The organism is Citrobacter arsenatis (assembly GCF_004353845.1).
GTDB lineage: Bacteria > Pseudomonadota > Gammaproteobacteria > Enterobacterales > Enterobacteriaceae > Citrobacter > Citrobacter arsenatis.
The window spans coordinates 662,009-676,864 of record NZ_CP037864.1 but is presented as its reverse complement, the minus strand read 5'-3'; the positions used below and the strand labels follow the sequence as shown (position 1 = coordinate 676,864).

Genomic DNA, 14,856 nt, shown 5'->3' with positions numbered 1-14,856 from the left:
TTTTCACGCCAATCTGTACTGGTTTTTTAATCTGTATGGTACCCATGAGGGATACAGCATGACGCGTTACCAACATCTGGCCAATCTGCTGGCCGAACGCATTGAGCAGGGGCTGTATCGCCATGACGAAAAGCTGCCCTCGGTGCGCAGCCTGAGCCAGGAGCACGGGGTGAGCATCAGTACCGTCCAGCAGGCCTATCAGACGCTGGAACAACTCCAGTTGATCACGCCGCAACCGCGTTCCGGTTATTTTGTCGCGCCACAAAAAGCGCAGCCGCCCGTGCCGCCGATGTCGCGCCCGGTGCAGCGTCCGGTCGAGATAACCCAGTGGGATCAGGTGCTGGACATGCTGAAGGGCAACGCGGACAAATCGATAATTCCGTTTAGCAGCGGCGTGCCCGACATTGATCAACCGAGCCTGAAGCCGCTGTGGCGCGAACTCAGCCGCGTAGCGCAGCATAATCTGCGCGCGATACTGGGCTACGATGAAATCTCCGGCTGCCGTGAGCTGCGTCAGCAGATTGCACGACTGATGCTGGACGGCGGTTCGGTGGTCAATGCAGACGATATTGTGATCACCAGCGGCAGTCAGAGCGGAATGTCGCTGGCGCTGCTGACGGTCTGCCAGCCCGGAGATATTGTCGCCGTTGAATCACCGGCCTACTACGGCACAATGCAGTTGCTGCGCGGCTTAGGGATCAAGGTGATTGAGATCCCAACCGATCCGGACACCGGGATCAGCATTGAAGCGCTGGAACTGGCGCTGGATCAGTGGCCGATCAAAGGTGTGCTGTTGGTTCCCAACTGCAACAATCCTCTCGGATTCATTATGCCGGATGCGCGTAAGCGGGCAGTGCTCGCCCTCGCCCAGCGTCACGACATCGTGATTTTTGAAGACGATGTCTATGGCGAACTGGCAACGGAGTACCCGCGCCCGCGCACGATCCACTCCTGGGACAGCGACGGTCGGGTAATACTCTGCAGTTCATTTACCAAATCCGTCGCCCCCGGTCTGCGCGTGGGTTGGGTGGTTCCCGGTCGCTATTACAACAAGCTGCTGCACATGAAGTATGCCGTTATCGGTACTAACGTTCCCGCGACACAACTGGCAGCGGCTACCTTTGTGCGCGAAGGTCATTATCATCGGCACATCCGGCGTATGCGCCAGATTTATCAGCGTAATATGGAGATCTACACCTGCTGGGTACGGGAATACTTCCCCTGCGGGATCTGCGTCACCCGACCGAAAGGCGGCTTTATGCTATGGGTGGAATTACCGCAGCAGGTCGATATGGTCTGCGTCGCTAAGCAGCTCTGTCGCCTGAAAATCCAGGTCGCACCGGGATCGCTGTTCTCCGCATCCGGAAAGTATCGCAACTGCGTACGCATCAACTGTGCATTGCCGCCAAACGAGAAGCATCAGGAAGTGATGCAGAAGCTCGGCGAGGCGGTAAAAATGGCGATAGAGTAAACCGGAGCGCCCGGCGCTTCCCAACAGGCAATTAGGTGGTTTAAGTCATTCCTAATGGCTTAAACCCTGAATATCTTCTGCGGAAAGCCGGGTAATTTTTTGTACCGTGCTGATATCGATGCCATCTGCCAGCATGGTGCGGGCAATACGCAGCGCCTCATCATGTCGCCCCTTTATCAGCCCTTCTAGTTTGCCTTCTTTTTTGCCTTCTTGTTTACCTTCCAGCTTGCCTTCAACCCATCCTTTTTGAAATCCTGCCTCATGCAACCTGTCCGCAATCGTCATCAAATGCTCCTTATGCTGCGGCGAACGTTCGGCAACCCTACGAATAAACTCACTGAATCGAGGTGCATCGCCAGTTCGTAAAATATAATTAAACAGCGTCTTTATCTGGCTGTCATTAGTCAGTCCGGTAAGTAGCAGGGAAACAATTTGCTCGACCAACCCCATAAGAAAACCACACCCTTACCTGCAATTCCCTCTCTTTGCGAGGCGACTTCCGGGATAAAAACGCCCCTATGTAACGTCTGCATTTGTCTGGAATACGTCACGCAGAATCGCTATCTCAATGCACATTCCCACTTTTTCACCTCCCGGCCTGTGCTATAACAAATCATCACTTTCATGGAGGACACGATGTGACGCATACCCGAGATATTCCACAATCGTTCTGGCGTGATGAGCAGTTGCCGTGGCTGGAGATGCGCAGCACCTGGCAAAGCCAGCAGGCCTATAAGCGTCATCACCACTCTCAGCTCTCGATTGGAGCAATTCTCGAGGGGGGAACGTGCTGCCTGTGCGATGGCAAGGAATACTATCTACAGGTAGGCGATCTGATTGTGATCCCGCCGCTGGTGCCTCACAGTTGTAACCCCGTCAACGGGCAGCTTCGCAGCTACCACATGCTCTATCTTGATGTCCGCTGGTGTCTTGCTAATCTGCCTGCGCAGAACAACAATCAACTGCTTTGCACGCACGCTCCCGTCATCCACGATACGCAATTATTCCAGTGCTATTTGGATCTTGTGGCGCTCATGCCGCAACGGCAAACGACGCAGATAACGGATGCCGCACAAACATTGCTGCGCTCACTACCGTTGCAGTCGGTAACACCGGAAAGTCTAAGCGCCACCAGCCAGTATCTGCGCGAGCGGTTGCAGTCCAGCCTGCTCAACCCGCCCTCGCTCGATGAGCTGGCACATGAGTGTCACATGCGTAAAGAGACGCTAATCCGCACCTTTAAGCAGGACACCGGGCTCACGCCGGGAAGTTATCTGAACATCATGCGGATTGACTATGCCCGCCAGCGTCTGCGGGCCGGGGACGAGATTGCCGATGTCGGCTACCAGAGCGGTTTTGCCGACCAGAGCCATTTCCATCGCACCTTTGTCCGTTACACCGCCGCCACACCGCGCCAATACGCCCAGGGACGATCAATATCAGACAATAATTAACGCTGCGCCAGGCGTACGGTTATCTCAGATTCATTGTCTGAGGTTGCTATGTCACTGCTTGCTGAACTTTTTCCGTCTGCTTTTCCCGCGCTGGCGCTGGCGCATTTCGTCGCATTGCTTAGCCCTGGGCCGGACTTCTTTTTACTGGTCGGTTACGCCGTACGTTACCGGATGCGCGGCAGCGCCGGGCTGTGCGTGGGGATCGCTTTCGGCAACGGGCTGTATATCCTGCTGGCGATTATCGGTTGGGGGATCCTGCGCCAGCTTCCCCTGTTGTTTACGGTTATTGAGCTACTGGGCGCGCTCTATTTGTTGTGGATTGGCAGCCTGCTGATACGCAGCCGCCCGCAAACGCTGACCGGAGCAGACGCCCAGTCTACCTGTCCTGGATTTGGCAAACAGCTGCTGCTGGGGCTGGGTTCGTCCCTGCTCAACCCAAAAAATGCGCTGTTCTATCTGGCGCTAATGACCGCCCTGCTCGGCCCGTCGGTGACACTGCTGCAACAAACCATAAGCGGGATCTGGATGACCAGCGTAGTGCTGTTTTGGGATCTACTGATCGTGATGTTCATCGGCTTACCGCAGATCCAGCGACGGTTAACCAGAGGGATATTATGGGTAGAGCGTATCGCCGGCGGTGTATTGATTATCTTCGGTTGTGCCATCGCGCTGCGATTTTTGCAGAGCATCGTCGTCTGATTTGCGTGGCGATTTTCTGCAAATAAACCGGATAAACTCGTTTAATTAATATCCAATCCGCATTACACTGCGGATGGTTATTACCCGTTCAACTTACTCTTCCCGAGGTGCGATGTGCTGATTGTTACTTGTAATCGTTACGTTTTCTGACCTTGCGTCAGTGAGCGTATTTTCTGTTTGCGCTTCGCGCAGGCAGCGTTTTTGATTACATGAAATTCAGTACATTTGCAGTCTGCTTTTTTCTGTCATCGGTCTGACGTCTCAAAGACGGTATTGAATTTCGCTATTCCCGTTGAGGGTTTTCTCCCGACAAGGAGCTGTTTTATGCAACGGATTCTCGCGTTTTTCTCCCAACGCGCCACAACGCTATTTTTTCCTGTCGCGTTGATTTTATATGACTTCGCCGCCTATCTGTCGACGGACCTGATCCAGCCAGGCATCATTAACGTGGTGCGTGATTTCAACGCCGACGTCAGCCTGGCCCCCGCAGCGGTCAGCCTCTATCTGGCGGGCGGCATGGCGCTGCAATGGTTGCTGGGGCCGCTTTCCGACCGGATTGGTCGTCGACCGGTACTGATTGCGGGGGCGTTAATCTTTACGCTCGCCTGCGCTGCCACGCTGTTCACCACCTCAATGACGCAATTTCTGGTCGCCCGATTTGTGCAGGGCACCAGCATCTGTTTTATTGCCACCGTAGGCTATGTCACGGTGCAGGAGGCGTTTGGGCAAACGAAGGCCATTAAGTTAATGGCGATAATCACTTCCATTGTGCTGGTGGCGCCGGTTATCGGCCCGCTCTCCGGGGCCGCGCTGATGCACTTTGTACACTGGAAGATCCTGTTTGCCATCATTGCCGTCATGGGGCTTATCGCCTTGATTGGGTTAACGTTAGCCATGCCGGAAACCGTCCAGCGCGGCGCGGTGCCGTTCAGTGCGTGCGGTGTACTGCGTGATTTCCGCGACGTTTTCCGCAACCGGGTGTTCCTGTTTGGCGCAGCCACGCTGTCGTTAAGCTATATCCCGATGATGAGCTGGGTGGCGGTCTCGCCGGTGATCCTGATCGACGCTGGCGGTATGAGCACAACGGAGTTTGCCTGGGCACAGGCACCGGTGTTTGGCGCGGTGATCGTCGCCAATATGGTGGTTGTTCGTTTTGTGAAAGATCCAACCCGACCACGCTTTATCTGGCGGGCAGTACCCATTCAACTAAGCGGGCTGGCGGTGCTGATTGCCGGCAATTTGCTGTTGCCCCACGTCTGGCTGTGGTCGGTGCTGGGAACCAGTCTGTATGCGTTTGGCATTGGGATGATCTTCCCGACGTTATTCCGCTTCACGCTGTTTTCCAACAACTTACCGAAGGGTACGGTCTCAGCATCATTAAATATGGTGATCCTGACGGTGATGGCGGTTTCTGTCGAAATTGGACGCTGGCTGTGGTTTAACGGCGGCAGGATTTCGTTTCATCTGCTGGCAGTGGCGGCGGGGATCGCTGTTGTGTTCACGCTAGCAGGCTTACTCAAGCGGGTACGCCAACATGAGGCAACGACGTTAGCCACTGAAAACTAACCTGCCCGATTATCCGGCCTGCAGAGTTGTAGTAGGCCGGATAAGGCGCTTGCGCCACATCCGGCTACGATCACATCACCTTACGCAATGCGGGCAAATCCCGCGTCCAGATCGGCAATCAGGTCGTCGATATCCTCGAGGCCAATATGCACTCTGACCAGCGTACCGCTAAAATCCACCTCTCCTGCCGGGCGAATGCTGTTCAGCTCTTCCGGCTGATTCGCCAGAATGAGTGACTCAAATCCACCCCACGAATAGGCCATATGGAACAGCGAGAAGTTATCGAGAAAATTCGCCATCTGTTCGTCGGTCAGTCTCTGTTTCAGCACAAACGAGAACAGGCCAGAGCTTCCGGTAAAGTCACGCTGAAAATACTCGTGGCCCGGACATTCCGGTAAAGCAGGATGATTCACCCGCGCCACTTCCGGCCTTGCCGACAGCCAGCGGGCAATATGGATGCTGCTCTCCTGATGCTGCTTAAGACGTACCGCCAGAGTGCGCAATCCACGGCTGCCGTTGTAGGCCGTATCGGCATCCAGCGTTTGCCCCATCAAATAGGAGTTTTCGCGCAGGCGATCCCAACACCGGGCGTTCGACACCGCCGTACCCAGCATGCCGTCCGAATGACCGATGGTGTACTTCGTTCCCGCCTGAATGGAAATATCCACGCCATAATCCAGCGCTTTGAACAGCACGCCCGCCGCCCAGGTGTTGTCGATCATAATGACAATATCCGGATTCACCGCGCGGATAGCCTTCACCATCCCCGGTACATCCTGGACTTCCATGGTTATCGAACTCGGCGACTCGAGGAATACGACCTTCGTTTCGGGACGCAGAAGATCGACGATACCCGCGCCGATCAGCGGATCGTAATACGTGGTTTCCACGTTAAATTTGCTCAGGATCTTATTGCAAAAATCCTGAGTTGGCTCGTAGGCCGCGCCCGTCATCAGAATATGATCGCCACCCTGAACAAACGCCAGAATCGCATTGGTCACCGCCGCTGCACCGCACGGGTACAACGCGCAACCAACGCCGCCTTCCAGCTCGCTCATTGCCTTCTGAAAGGCAAAGTGGGTGTAGGTTCCGCGACGACCGTAAAACAGCTCGCCGTTCGCGCGATTGGCGGTGGCAAATTTCTTGTCCTTCACGGTATCAAACACCAGCGAAGAGGCGCGTTGGATAACCGGATTCACCGCGCCCTGGGTGTAGCGTTTGTCACGACCAGCAACAACCAGGTGCGTCTCAAGCTTCATTGCGTCTTTCATAACATCTCCTGTTCTTAATCCGTGTGAAACCTATACCACCGCAGCAGTAGAGTTTATTTCAGTGTTGGTCTGCTTTTTTCCAGCGAACCGTTCAACAATCTGCGCCGCATTCAAATCGTGGATAACGTTAATCAGTGTGGCCGGCGCATCGGTAATTGTGCCCAGCACCACCAGCATTGGGATCGCTTCCATCGGCAGGCCCAGCGTGGTGACGATAAAGATTTCACCGAGAAACGCCCCGCCCGGAACGCCGCCCACGATAATGGCAGAGAGCACCGCAATCAGCATCGTCAGGAAAAAGGTCTCGGTGGTGAACTCCATGCCCAGCACGGAATAGATAAAGACTATTTTTAGCGCGGCAATCATCGCCACGCCGCCTTTGTTCAGGTTAACCAGCAGCGGAATGGAGACATCGACGATTTCCGGGTTAATCCCCATCGCCTTACCGGCACGCAGCGTTACCGGCAGCGTCCCCAGCGAAGAGCAGGTTCCCAGCGCGGTCGCGGAGGGTTCAATCGCGTTACGCCAGAAGGCTTTGACCGCCGGAATACCGCCGCCAATATATGAATAGAGAATCGAGCCAAAGACAAAGTAGACCAGCGTGGCAACCATAAACAGGCCGATGGCGCGGGCAAAGGTTAACAGTAGTGCAGAGTCCTGACTGGCCATGGTGGCGGCGAAGTAGCAGCCCAGACCAATCGGCGCGACCTTCATAATGATCGAGACGATCTTCATGATCACGGTATTGGCGTCTTCCAGCAGAGACGCAATGCGTTTACCAGCCTGATCCGACTGGCCAATCGCCACACCGGCGATGATCGCCATTACGATCAGCGCCAGAATATTGGACTTCGAAAACAGTCCGATAAAATCGCTGGTGGTGATCATACTGACAAAATCCATCTTGCCGCTGCCCGCCTGCACCGACTGCGAGAGATCGATAGTGACGCCCTGCGCCGGGTTATACCATAGCGCCAGCGCGACGATCCCGGCTGCCGGAATAAAGGCCATGGCGATCGAAACAATAAAGATAATCGCCATAATGCGCCCCAACCTTTTCAGGTCGGTCATACTGGCGATCGACGACATGACGCTGATCCCCACCAGCGGCACAATAATCATAAATAACAGGTTCAGGAATATCTGACCTATTGGCTGGAGTTTACTTGCAAACGACGGGGCATAAATACCTAATAAGCCGCCAATCACCAGAGCAACTAATAAAATAATCGACGATCTGTAGGGTTCGAGTCGTGACCACATAATCGGTACCTTTAGAATAATAATTAATGAGATTAAATTCACAATGTGATGAGTTTCCGTTTCGCCTCCTTTTATTTTGTGACGTAACTCACCTAAGTTGTTATTTTTTCATTTTGCCAGCAAGTTGTTTCCTGTGATTCAATAGTTGCATGTTTAAAAGGCGAATGTAACGGCCTATTCGTACCGTTTTTGCAAATCACTTGTGAATAAAAGGAAACTATGAGTACGCCGATTTCACTCAAGCATCTGGAGTTTTTTACTAAAATCGTCGACTGCGGGGGATTGTCAGAAGCCGCGGCGCAGCTCAACGTATCGCCTTCTGCGGTCAGCAAAAGCCTGGCCGCGATGGAAGACACGCTGGGCACGACATTAATTAAACGTACTACTCGCAGTATTACCCTGACCGACGCCGGGCAATATCTCTTCAACCGTGCTAATAAGCTTTTGAAAGAATTCGATGAAACGCTGAATACCACTTCCGGTTATTACCACAGCCCGCAGGGTGAATTACGCATAACCTGCTCAATTGCGTTTGGTTATTCCCGACTGGTGAACCTGGTGGATAAATATCGCTCCCAGTTCCCAGATGTGAATCTGTATATCGATCTCAACGATAACTTCGTGAATCTGAACGAAACGGATTTCGACATCGCTCTGCGCATCTCCACCGCGCCGCCGCAAAACTATGCGATGCGCAAGCTGGTGCCTGTTCGCTGGGCATACTGCGCCTCGCCCGGCTACCTTGCCAAAAAAGGCATGCCCCAGCGTCGAAGCGATCTGGTCAATCATGATTGTCTGGTATACCCGGGCCTTACGCCGGTACTGAAGGTGGCAGATGAACAGGATCGTTTGCACCAGTTAAAACTGCATATGCCGATCCAGGCCAACAGCAGCCTGGTGTTGCTGAAGTCGGTGTTAGAAGATCAGGGGGTGGCATATTTGCCCACCTATCTGATTGGCGATCATATTCAAAAAGAGGAGATAACGCCGCTGATGCTCGACGGCACCATTACCTGCGAAACTCACGCCCTGTATGCGCTGTACTTTCCCAGCAAGTACAGCAACCCGAAGGTGCGATCGTTTATCGATTTTCTGGTGGCGGAACTCGGCCCCTTGCCCGCCTGGGACAACTGGATCCCGGAGTAAGCCCAGCCCATCTGAAAATGGGAGGCGCTCCACATTTTTTGCGCGATCCCCCCGTCTGGCTCTATCCTTAAGCCTATGAATAAAATTGCTGAACTCAAACGCGCCAAGCGGCTGGCGCTCTCATTGCTGCTGATTGCCGCCGCGACCTTCGTCATCACGCTGTTTCTGCCGCCTAACTTCTGGGTGCTGGGGATCAAAGCGATCGCCGAAGCGGCGATGGTCGGCGCGCTGGCGGACTGGTTCGCCGTGGTGGCGCTTTTTCGTCGGGTGCCGATCCCGTTTATCTCGCAACATACGGCAATTATCCCGCGTAATAAGGACAGGATCGGCGAAAACCTCGGGCAGTTTGTGCAGGAAAAATTTCTCGACACCCAGTCGCTGGTCGCGTTGATCCGCCGCCATGAACCGGCGTTGTTGATCGGTAACTGGTTCAGTCAGCCGGAAAACGCCCAGCGCATCGGCCAGCATCTGCTGCAAATTATGAGCGGTTTTCTCGAACTGACCGACGACGCGCGCATTCAGCGGCTGATCAAGCGGGCGGTGCACAAGGCCATCGACAAGGTTGATCTCTCCGGTACCAGCGCGCTGATGCTGGAAAGCATGACCAAAAACAATCGCCATCAGGTGCTACTCGACACGCTGATCGCCCAACTGATCGCCCTGCTCCAGCGCGACAGCTCGCGGGCGTTTATCGCCAGACAGGTCGTGCACTGGCTGGAAACCGAACATCCGCTGAAAGCGAAGATCCTGCCGACCGAATGGCTGGGCGAGCACAGCGCCGAACTGGTGTCTGATGCCGTTAACTCCTTGCTGGATGACATCAGCCACGATCGGGCGCATCAGATCCGCCACGCCTTCGATCGCGCTACGTTTAAGCTCATCGATAAGCTCAAACACGATCCGGAGATGGCCGTGCGGGCCGAAAGCATGAAAAGCTATCTGAAGGGAGACGAAGCCTTCAACCGTTATCTTGGCGAACTATGGGCAGACCTGCGCCAGTGGGTGAAAACCGATATTAACGCCGACGATTCACGCGTGAAGCAGCGCATTGCCAGCGCCGGGCAGTGGTTCGGCGAAACGCTGGTTGCCGACAGCGCCCTGCGCGCCTCACTGAACGGACACCTGGAGCAGGCCGCACATAAAGTAGCGCCAGAGTTCGCCACCTTCCTGACGCGCCACATTAGCGACACGGTGAAAAGCTGGGATGCGCGCGATATGTCGCAGCAAATTGAGCTGAACATCGGTAAAGATTTGCAGTTTATCCGCGTCAACGGCACGTTAGTCGGCGGTTTTATTGGGCTGGTGCTATACCTGTTGTCGCAAATTCCTTCCCTGCTGACGCTGGTGAATTTTTAAGGAGAAAAATTCAATGACAATGAACATCCGCATTTTTTCCCTGCGCATGACGCCGGAAAAACTGCACGAGGTCACCGCTTACTTTCAGCAACAATGGGCCTCGGAAGACTCCATGAGAGTTTACGAGGATGCACTGCATCGTTGTATTGGCGCAAAGAACCCGCTACCGCAGTGGTACTGGCTGCAGGACGGCGACAGCATTGTTGGCTGCGCCGGATTAATCACTAATGATTTTATCAGTCGCGGCGAACTGTGGCCGTGGCTATGCGCGCTCTATGTCGATCCTCGCTATCGTGGTCACGGTCTGGCATTTCGCCTGATTGAACATATTGCGCAACAGGCTAAACAGTTAGGCTTTATGCAGCTCCATTTGTGTACTGACCTGGAAGGTTTATATGAGAAAGCGGGATTTTATTTTGACGGGCCGGGCTATCATCCGTGGGGGGAAGTCTCACGGGTCTACAGTCGTAATCTGTAAGCGCACAATTGTTGCACATCAATAAAGCCAGATAAATTGCAGGGTTATAATGCGACGTCTTTTTACTGTCTCCCGTGTTACGGGGAAGGAAAATCATGTCGCTAATCACCGATTTACCCGCCATTTTTAATCAATTCTCCGACGCCCGTCAGAAAGGTTTTCTCACCGTAATGGATCTTAAAGAGCAGGGTATCCCGCTCGTTGGGACCTATTGCACCTTTATGCCGCAGGAGATAGCGATGGCGGCAGGCGCGGTCGTCGTTTCGCTATGCTCAACCTCTGATGAAACCATTGAAGAAGCAGAAAAAGATCTGCCGCGTAACCTGTGTCCGCTGATCAAAAGCAGCTACGGGTTTGGTAAAACTGATAAATGTCCGTACTTCTACTTCTCTGACCTGGTGGTGGGCGAAACCACCTGCGATGGTAAAAAGAAGATGTACGAGTACATGGCTGAATTTAAAGCGGTACATGTGATGCAACTGCCCAACAGTGCCAGTGATGCGGCTTCGCGGGCGCTGTGGAAAGCCGAGATCCTGCGTCTGCAGCAAGCTGTCGAAGCCCGTTTTGGCACCCCGATTACCGAAGCCGCGCTACGTGAAGCCATCATTCTAAAAAATCAGGAACGTCGTGCACTGGCGAGTTTTTACCGCGTTGGCCAACTCAATCCCCCCGCACTCAGCGGCAGTGACATTCTAAAAGTCGTCTACGGTGCAACCTTCCGCTTTGACAAAGAAGCACTGATCGACGAGCTTAATAGCATGGCCGAGCGGGTACATCAGGAATGGCAGGCCGGGAAACGTCTGGCGTCGCGTCCACGCATACTGATAACCGGCTGCCCCATCGGCGGCGCGGCAGAAAAAGTGGTTCGTGCCATTGAAGAAAACGGCGGTTGGGTGGTGGGTTATGAAAACTGCACCGGCGCGAAAGCCACTGAGCAGTGCGTGGCGGAAACGGGCGACGTCTACGACGCACTGACCGATAAATACCTCGCCATCGGCTGCTCTTGTATTTCCCCTAACGATCAACGCCTGAAAATGCTCAGCCAAATGGTTAAAGAATACCAGGCTGACGGCGTCGTCGATGTCATTTTACAGGCTTGCCACACTTACGCCGTTGAATCACTCGCCATCAAACGCCACGTCCGCCAACAGCACAACATTCCTTACATCGCTATTGAAACCGACTACTCCAGCGCGGATATCGGCCAGCTTAGCACCCGTGTCGCCGCCTTCATTGAAATGTTGTGAGGAACAGGGATGGCATACTCAATAGGGATCGATTCCGGATCCACGGCGACTAAAGGTATTTTGCTGGAAAGCAACGTCATCAAACGTCGCTTCCTCTGCCCAACGCCATTTCGCCCTGCCGAAGCGATCGCGCAGGCATGGGACACGCTGCAGGCGGGGCTGGACGATAGACCATTTTTAACCCTCACCGGTTACGGACGGCAGCTCGTGGATTATGCCGACAAACAGGTCACTGAAATTTCCTGCCACGGGCTGGGGGCACGCTTGCTGGCTCCCGGTACCCGCACAGTGATTGATATCGGCGGTCAGGACAGTAAAGTCATCCAGTTAGATGACGATGGCAACCTCAGCGATTTCTTGATGAACGACAAATGTGCGGCAGGGACCGGACGATTTCTGGAAGTCATCTCACGCACGCTCGGTGCCAGCGTAGAGCAGTTGGATGCGATTACCGCTGGCATCGAACCACATGCCATCACCAGCATGTGTACGGTTTTTGCCGAGTCTGAGGTCATCAGCCTGCGCTCTGCGGGTGTCGCGCCGGAGGCAATTTTAGCTGGCGTAATCAACGCGATGGCCAGACGCAGCGCAAACTTCATCGGGCGGCTTTCAGGGCAAGCTCCACTATTATTTACCGGGGGAGTAAGCCACTGTCACGCCTTCGCTCGTATGCTTGAAGGCCACGTGGGTATTCCCGTGCACACGCATCCCGACGCGCAGTTTGCCGGAGCGATTGGGGCCGCGTTAATTGGTCAACGTCAGGGGAAACGTGAGTGAAGGAAGCTCTGTTCTTGTTTCATACTACTCTCGGCGTCATCAAAACGCGTAAAGCGCTACAGGCTGCGGGTATGTGCTTTCGGGTGGCCGATATTCCCCGCGAGCTACGCGGTGGCTGCGGGCTGTGTATTTACATCGACTGCGTTGCTGGCGAGGAGAATGAGTGGGTAATTGCGGGTCATACCGAATCTATCTACCGTCTTGAAAACGGAGACTGGCGCTGCATTGCCACTTTTCCCCCTTCCTGAACGTGCCAGAGGACTTGGTTTTATTTTACTTTTCATTATCATTTACACATGTAATATAACAATTATCAGATAACAGCGTGAAATGAGAGTCCGTATGTCCCAGGGAAGCCCAGCTTCAAATCGTCAGGCCATCAGCGTCGCGCTGTTTGGTATGCTGGTCTTAACGCTGGGCATGGGAATTGGACGCTTTCTGTATACGCCAATGCTCCCGGTGCTGCTGTCGGAAGGTCAGTTCACATTTGACCAACTTTCCTGGATTGCCAGCGCCAACTACGCCGGATACCTGGCGGGAAGCCTGCTCTTCTCCTTCGGGCTCTTTCATCTTCCCTCACGCTTACGCCCGATGTTGCTAACGTCCGCGCTCGCTACCGCAGGGTTGATTCTGGCGATGGCAAGCGTTACGCAGCCCGCGCTGGTGATGTTGATCCGTTTTCTGGCGGGCGTCGCCAGCGCCGGTATGATGATCTTTGGTTCGATGATCGTCCTGCATCATACCCGGCATCCCTTCGTGATCGCGGCGTTGTTCTCCGGCGTTGGCGCAGGCATTTTGCTGGGCAATGAATATGTCATTAGCGGTCTGCATTTTGCATTGTCATCGCATACCCTCTGGCTGGGCGCGGCAGCGGCCTCGGCGTTGTTCTTTGTGCTACTGGTTATACTCCTGCCCTCTCGCGATCACGCACTTCCCGCTGCAGTCCCGGTAAAAACGGCGCATCAGCCGATGTCCTGGTGGCTGCTGGCGCTGCTGTACGGGCTGGCCGGATTTGGCTACATCATTGTCGCCACCTACCTGCCGCTCATGGCGAAAAGCGCCGGTTCGCCGCTGCTAACTGCCCATCTCTGGTCGCTGGTCGGCATATCGATTATTCCGGGTTGTTTCGCCTGGCTATGGGCCGCGCGACGCTGGGGGGTATTGCAATGCCTGACGGCGAATTTGCTGATTCAAAGCGCCTGCGTGGTGATGACGCTTGCCAGTGACTCCTTATCGCTGCTGGTGATAAGCAGCGCGGGGTTTGGCGCAACGTTTATGGGAACCACTTCGCTGGTGATGCCGCTCGCCCGTCAACTTAGCGTACCGCGCAATATTAATCTGCTGGGCCTGGTCACTCTGACTTACGGCATTGGGCAAATACTCGGGCCGCTATTAACCAGCCTGCTGGGAAGCGGCGCTCAGGCGATCGTTAACGCCACGTTGTGCGGCGCGGTCGCGTTGTTTATTGCGGCGCTTATCAGTCTCACACAATTATACAAACAGCGTTTCGCCTCCCCCAAAAGGGTATAATTGACACCTTACAAACAAATATATTCGGATTAGTCCGTAATTAAATGTCAGCATTTAATAAGTCACAAATAATCGGCAATTACCCACCAGACAATTTATAATCCCCGGCTGTTCATTTATAAACTCAATTTAAAATGCGTAAAAATGGACATATTAATTCAACAGCAACACCATCTTCGGGAAAAGTACATGTCGTGGTTTAAAAAAATACTACTGGGATTGATTATTTTGGCGGGTTTAATTGGCACGCTAAAGGATTATAAAGACTTTGGCCTGTTTGGCGCATTGGGATTGTTTATTATCTTCCTGTTAACAACGACTTTCTTATGGCAATGGGCCTCTGGCAGGTTACCAGAGATAACAAAGCTACAGGCCATATTTATTTTACTGGCCAGCGCGATAGCCTCTGTTTTTGTTATCAATATGGCCATTGCCGGAAATTTGCATGTGGATTTAATGGAAGTCATGCGCGTTACTATTACGCATAATCCGCTTTTTTATCTGCTCCTCTGCGTAGTCGCATGGGTAAAAGTGGGCATCTGGCAATGGCTGTTTAGCGGGGTACAGGTGGAAGAGAGCCAGCCAATTTAAACGCCGG

14 protein-coding genes and 1 pseudogene are annotated in these 14,856 nt (G+C 53.8%); 12 read left to right on the top strand and 3 right to left on the bottom strand.

Annotation, left to right across the window (positions count from 1 at the left end; translation table 11 throughout):
• The first annotated feature begins 58 nt into the window (after window positions 1-58).
• Window positions 59-1,471 carry an aminotransferase-like domain-containing protein gene (locus E1B03_RS04190; RefSeq protein WP_133085722.1) on the top strand — a complete coding sequence of 471 codons (1,413 nt, stop codon included), beginning with the start codon at window positions 59-61 and terminating at the stop codon, window positions 1,469-1,471.
• A 51-nt stretch (window positions 1,472-1,522) separates the two neighbouring features.
• On the opposite strand, the pseudogene E1B03_RS04185 reads toward E1B03_RS04190, so the two are convergent.
• Window positions 1,523-1,924: pseudogene (locus E1B03_RS04185) on the bottom strand (Rpn family recombination-promoting nuclease/putative transposase); the annotation flags it as partial.
• A 185-nt stretch (window positions 1,925-2,109) separates the two neighbouring features.
• Here E1B03_RS04185 and E1B03_RS04180 point away from each other — a divergent pair.
• The 3 genes from E1B03_RS04180 to mdtM all read left to right on the top strand — a co-directional run bounded on the left by E1B03_RS04180 (window position 2,110) and on the right by mdtM (window position 5,190).
• Entirely contained in the window at window positions 2,110-2,925 is an 816-nt protein-coding gene (locus tag E1B03_RS04180; RefSeq protein WP_133085720.1) for an AraC family transcriptional regulator, read from the top strand.
• Between the two features lie 48 nt (window positions 2,926-2,973).
• A complete protein-coding gene (locus E1B03_RS04175; RefSeq protein ID WP_103768503.1) occupies window positions 2,974-3,624 on the top strand; it encodes a LysE family translocator in 651 nt (216 codons plus the stop codon).
• Between the two features lie 324 nt (window positions 3,625-3,948).
• On the top strand, window positions 3,949-5,190 hold the full coding sequence (gene mdtM / locus E1B03_RS04170; RefSeq protein WP_103768504.1) for a multidrug efflux MFS transporter MdtM: 1,242 nt from the start codon (window positions 3,949-3,951) through the stop codon (window positions 5,188-5,190).
• Window positions 5,191-5,270: 80 nt separating this feature from the next.
• On the opposite strand, the gene metC is transcribed toward mdtM, so the two are convergent.
• Window positions 5,271-6,461 (bottom strand): cystathionine beta-lyase, encoded by a 1,191-nt coding sequence (metC, locus tag E1B03_RS04165; RefSeq protein ID WP_133085719.1) that lies wholly within the window; start codon window positions 6,459-6,461, stop codon window positions 5,271-5,273.
• A gap of 30 nt (window positions 6,462-6,491) precedes the next feature.
• The gene (locus E1B03_RS04160; protein WP_003019196.1) at window positions 6,492-7,724 is read right to left on the bottom strand and encodes a dicarboxylate/amino acid:cation symporter; all 1,233 of its coding nucleotides are present in this window, start codon (window positions 7,722-7,724) and stop codon (window positions 6,492-6,494) included.
• Window positions 7,725-7,943: 219 nt separating this feature from the next.
• Here E1B03_RS04160 and E1B03_RS04155 point away from each other — a divergent pair, with 219 nt between their 5' ends.
• The 8 genes from E1B03_RS04155 (at window position 7,944) to E1B03_RS04120 (ending at window position 14,849) form a co-directional block, all read left to right on the top strand.
• The gene (locus E1B03_RS04155) at window positions 7,944-8,870 is read left to right on the top strand and encodes a LysR family transcriptional regulator (RefSeq protein ID WP_003830068.1); all 927 of its coding nucleotides are present in this window, start codon (window positions 7,944-7,946) and stop codon (window positions 8,868-8,870) included.
• Between the two features lie 75 nt (window positions 8,871-8,945).
• Window positions 8,946-10,226, top strand: a complete 1,281-nt coding sequence (locus E1B03_RS04150; protein WP_103768506.1) for a DUF445 domain-containing protein — start codon at window positions 8,946-8,948, stop codon at window positions 10,224-10,226.
• A gap of 13 nt (window positions 10,227-10,239) precedes the next feature.
• On the top strand, window positions 10,240-10,704 hold the full coding sequence (locus E1B03_RS04145) for a GNAT family N-acetyltransferase (protein WP_103768507.1): 465 nt from the start codon (window positions 10,240-10,242) through the stop codon (window positions 10,702-10,704).
• Window positions 10,705-10,799: 95 nt separating this feature from the next.
• Window positions 10,800-11,951, top strand: a complete 1,152-nt coding sequence (locus E1B03_RS04140; RefSeq protein ID WP_133085718.1) for a double-cubane-cluster-containing anaerobic reductase — start codon at window positions 10,800-10,802, stop codon at window positions 11,949-11,951.
• 9 nt (window positions 11,952-11,960) lie between these two features.
• Window positions 11,961-12,728: a putative 2-hydroxyacyl-CoA dehydratase activator YjiL gene (gene yjiL / locus E1B03_RS04135; RefSeq protein WP_133085717.1), complete on the top strand. Its 768-nt coding sequence runs from the start codon at window positions 11,961-11,963 to the stop codon at window positions 12,726-12,728.
• Entirely contained in the window at window positions 12,725-12,976 is a 252-nt protein-coding gene (locus E1B03_RS04130) for a putative Se/S carrier protein (protein WP_103768510.1), read from the top strand. Before yjiL ends, E1B03_RS04130 begins: the two co-directional genes overlap by 4 nt.
• A 94-nt stretch (window positions 12,977-13,070) precedes the next feature.
• On the top strand, window positions 13,071-14,258 hold the full coding sequence (locus E1B03_RS04125; RefSeq protein WP_103768511.1) for an MFS transporter: 1,188 nt from the start codon (window positions 13,071-13,073) through the stop codon (window positions 14,256-14,258).
• Between the two features lie 189 nt (window positions 14,259-14,447).
• Window positions 14,448-14,849 carry a hypothetical protein gene (locus E1B03_RS04120; RefSeq protein ID WP_133085716.1) on the top strand — a complete coding sequence of 134 codons (402 nt, stop codon included), beginning with the start codon at window positions 14,448-14,450 and terminating at the stop codon, window positions 14,847-14,849.
• The last annotated feature ends 7 nt before the right edge of the window (window positions 14,850-14,856 follow it).

Bases quoted from the DNA above. Each gene is read 5' to 3' on its own strand.
- E1B03_RS04190 (WP_133085722.1), top strand. From the start codon at position 59: ATGACGCGTTACCAACATCTGGCCAATCTGCTGGCCGAACGCATTGAG.
- E1B03_RS04175 (WP_103768503.1), top strand. From the start codon at position 2,974: ATGTCACTGCTTGCTGAACTTTTTCCGTCTGCTTTTCCCGCGCTGGCG.
- mdtM (WP_103768504.1), top strand. From the start codon at position 3,949: ATGCAACGGATTCTCGCGTTTTTCTCCCAACGCGCCACAACGCTATTT.
- metC (WP_133085719.1), bottom strand. From the start codon at position 6,461: ATGAAAGACGCAATGAAGCTTGAGACGCACCTGGTTGTTGCTGGTCGT.
- E1B03_RS04160 (WP_003019196.1), bottom strand. From the start codon at position 7,724: ATGTGGTCACGACTCGAACCCTACAGATCGTCGATTATTTTATTAGTT.
- E1B03_RS04155 (WP_003830068.1), top strand. From the start codon at position 7,944: ATGAGTACGCCGATTTCACTCAAGCATCTGGAGTTTTTTACTAAAATC.
- E1B03_RS04150 (WP_103768506.1), top strand. From the start codon at position 8,946: ATGAATAAAATTGCTGAACTCAAACGCGCCAAGCGGCTGGCGCTCTCA.
- E1B03_RS04145 (WP_103768507.1), top strand. From the start codon at position 10,240: ATGACAATGAACATCCGCATTTTTTCCCTGCGCATGACGCCGGAAAAA.
- E1B03_RS04140 (WP_133085718.1), top strand. From the start codon at position 10,800: ATGTCGCTAATCACCGATTTACCCGCCATTTTTAATCAATTCTCCGAC.
- yjiL (WP_133085717.1), top strand. From the start codon at position 11,961: ATGGCATACTCAATAGGGATCGATTCCGGATCCACGGCGACTAAAGGT.
- E1B03_RS04125 (WP_103768511.1), top strand. From the start codon at position 13,071: ATGTCCCAGGGAAGCCCAGCTTCAAATCGTCAGGCCATCAGCGTCGCG.
- E1B03_RS04120 (WP_133085716.1), top strand. From the start codon at position 14,448: ATGTCGTGGTTTAAAAAAATACTACTGGGATTGATTATTTTGGCGGGT.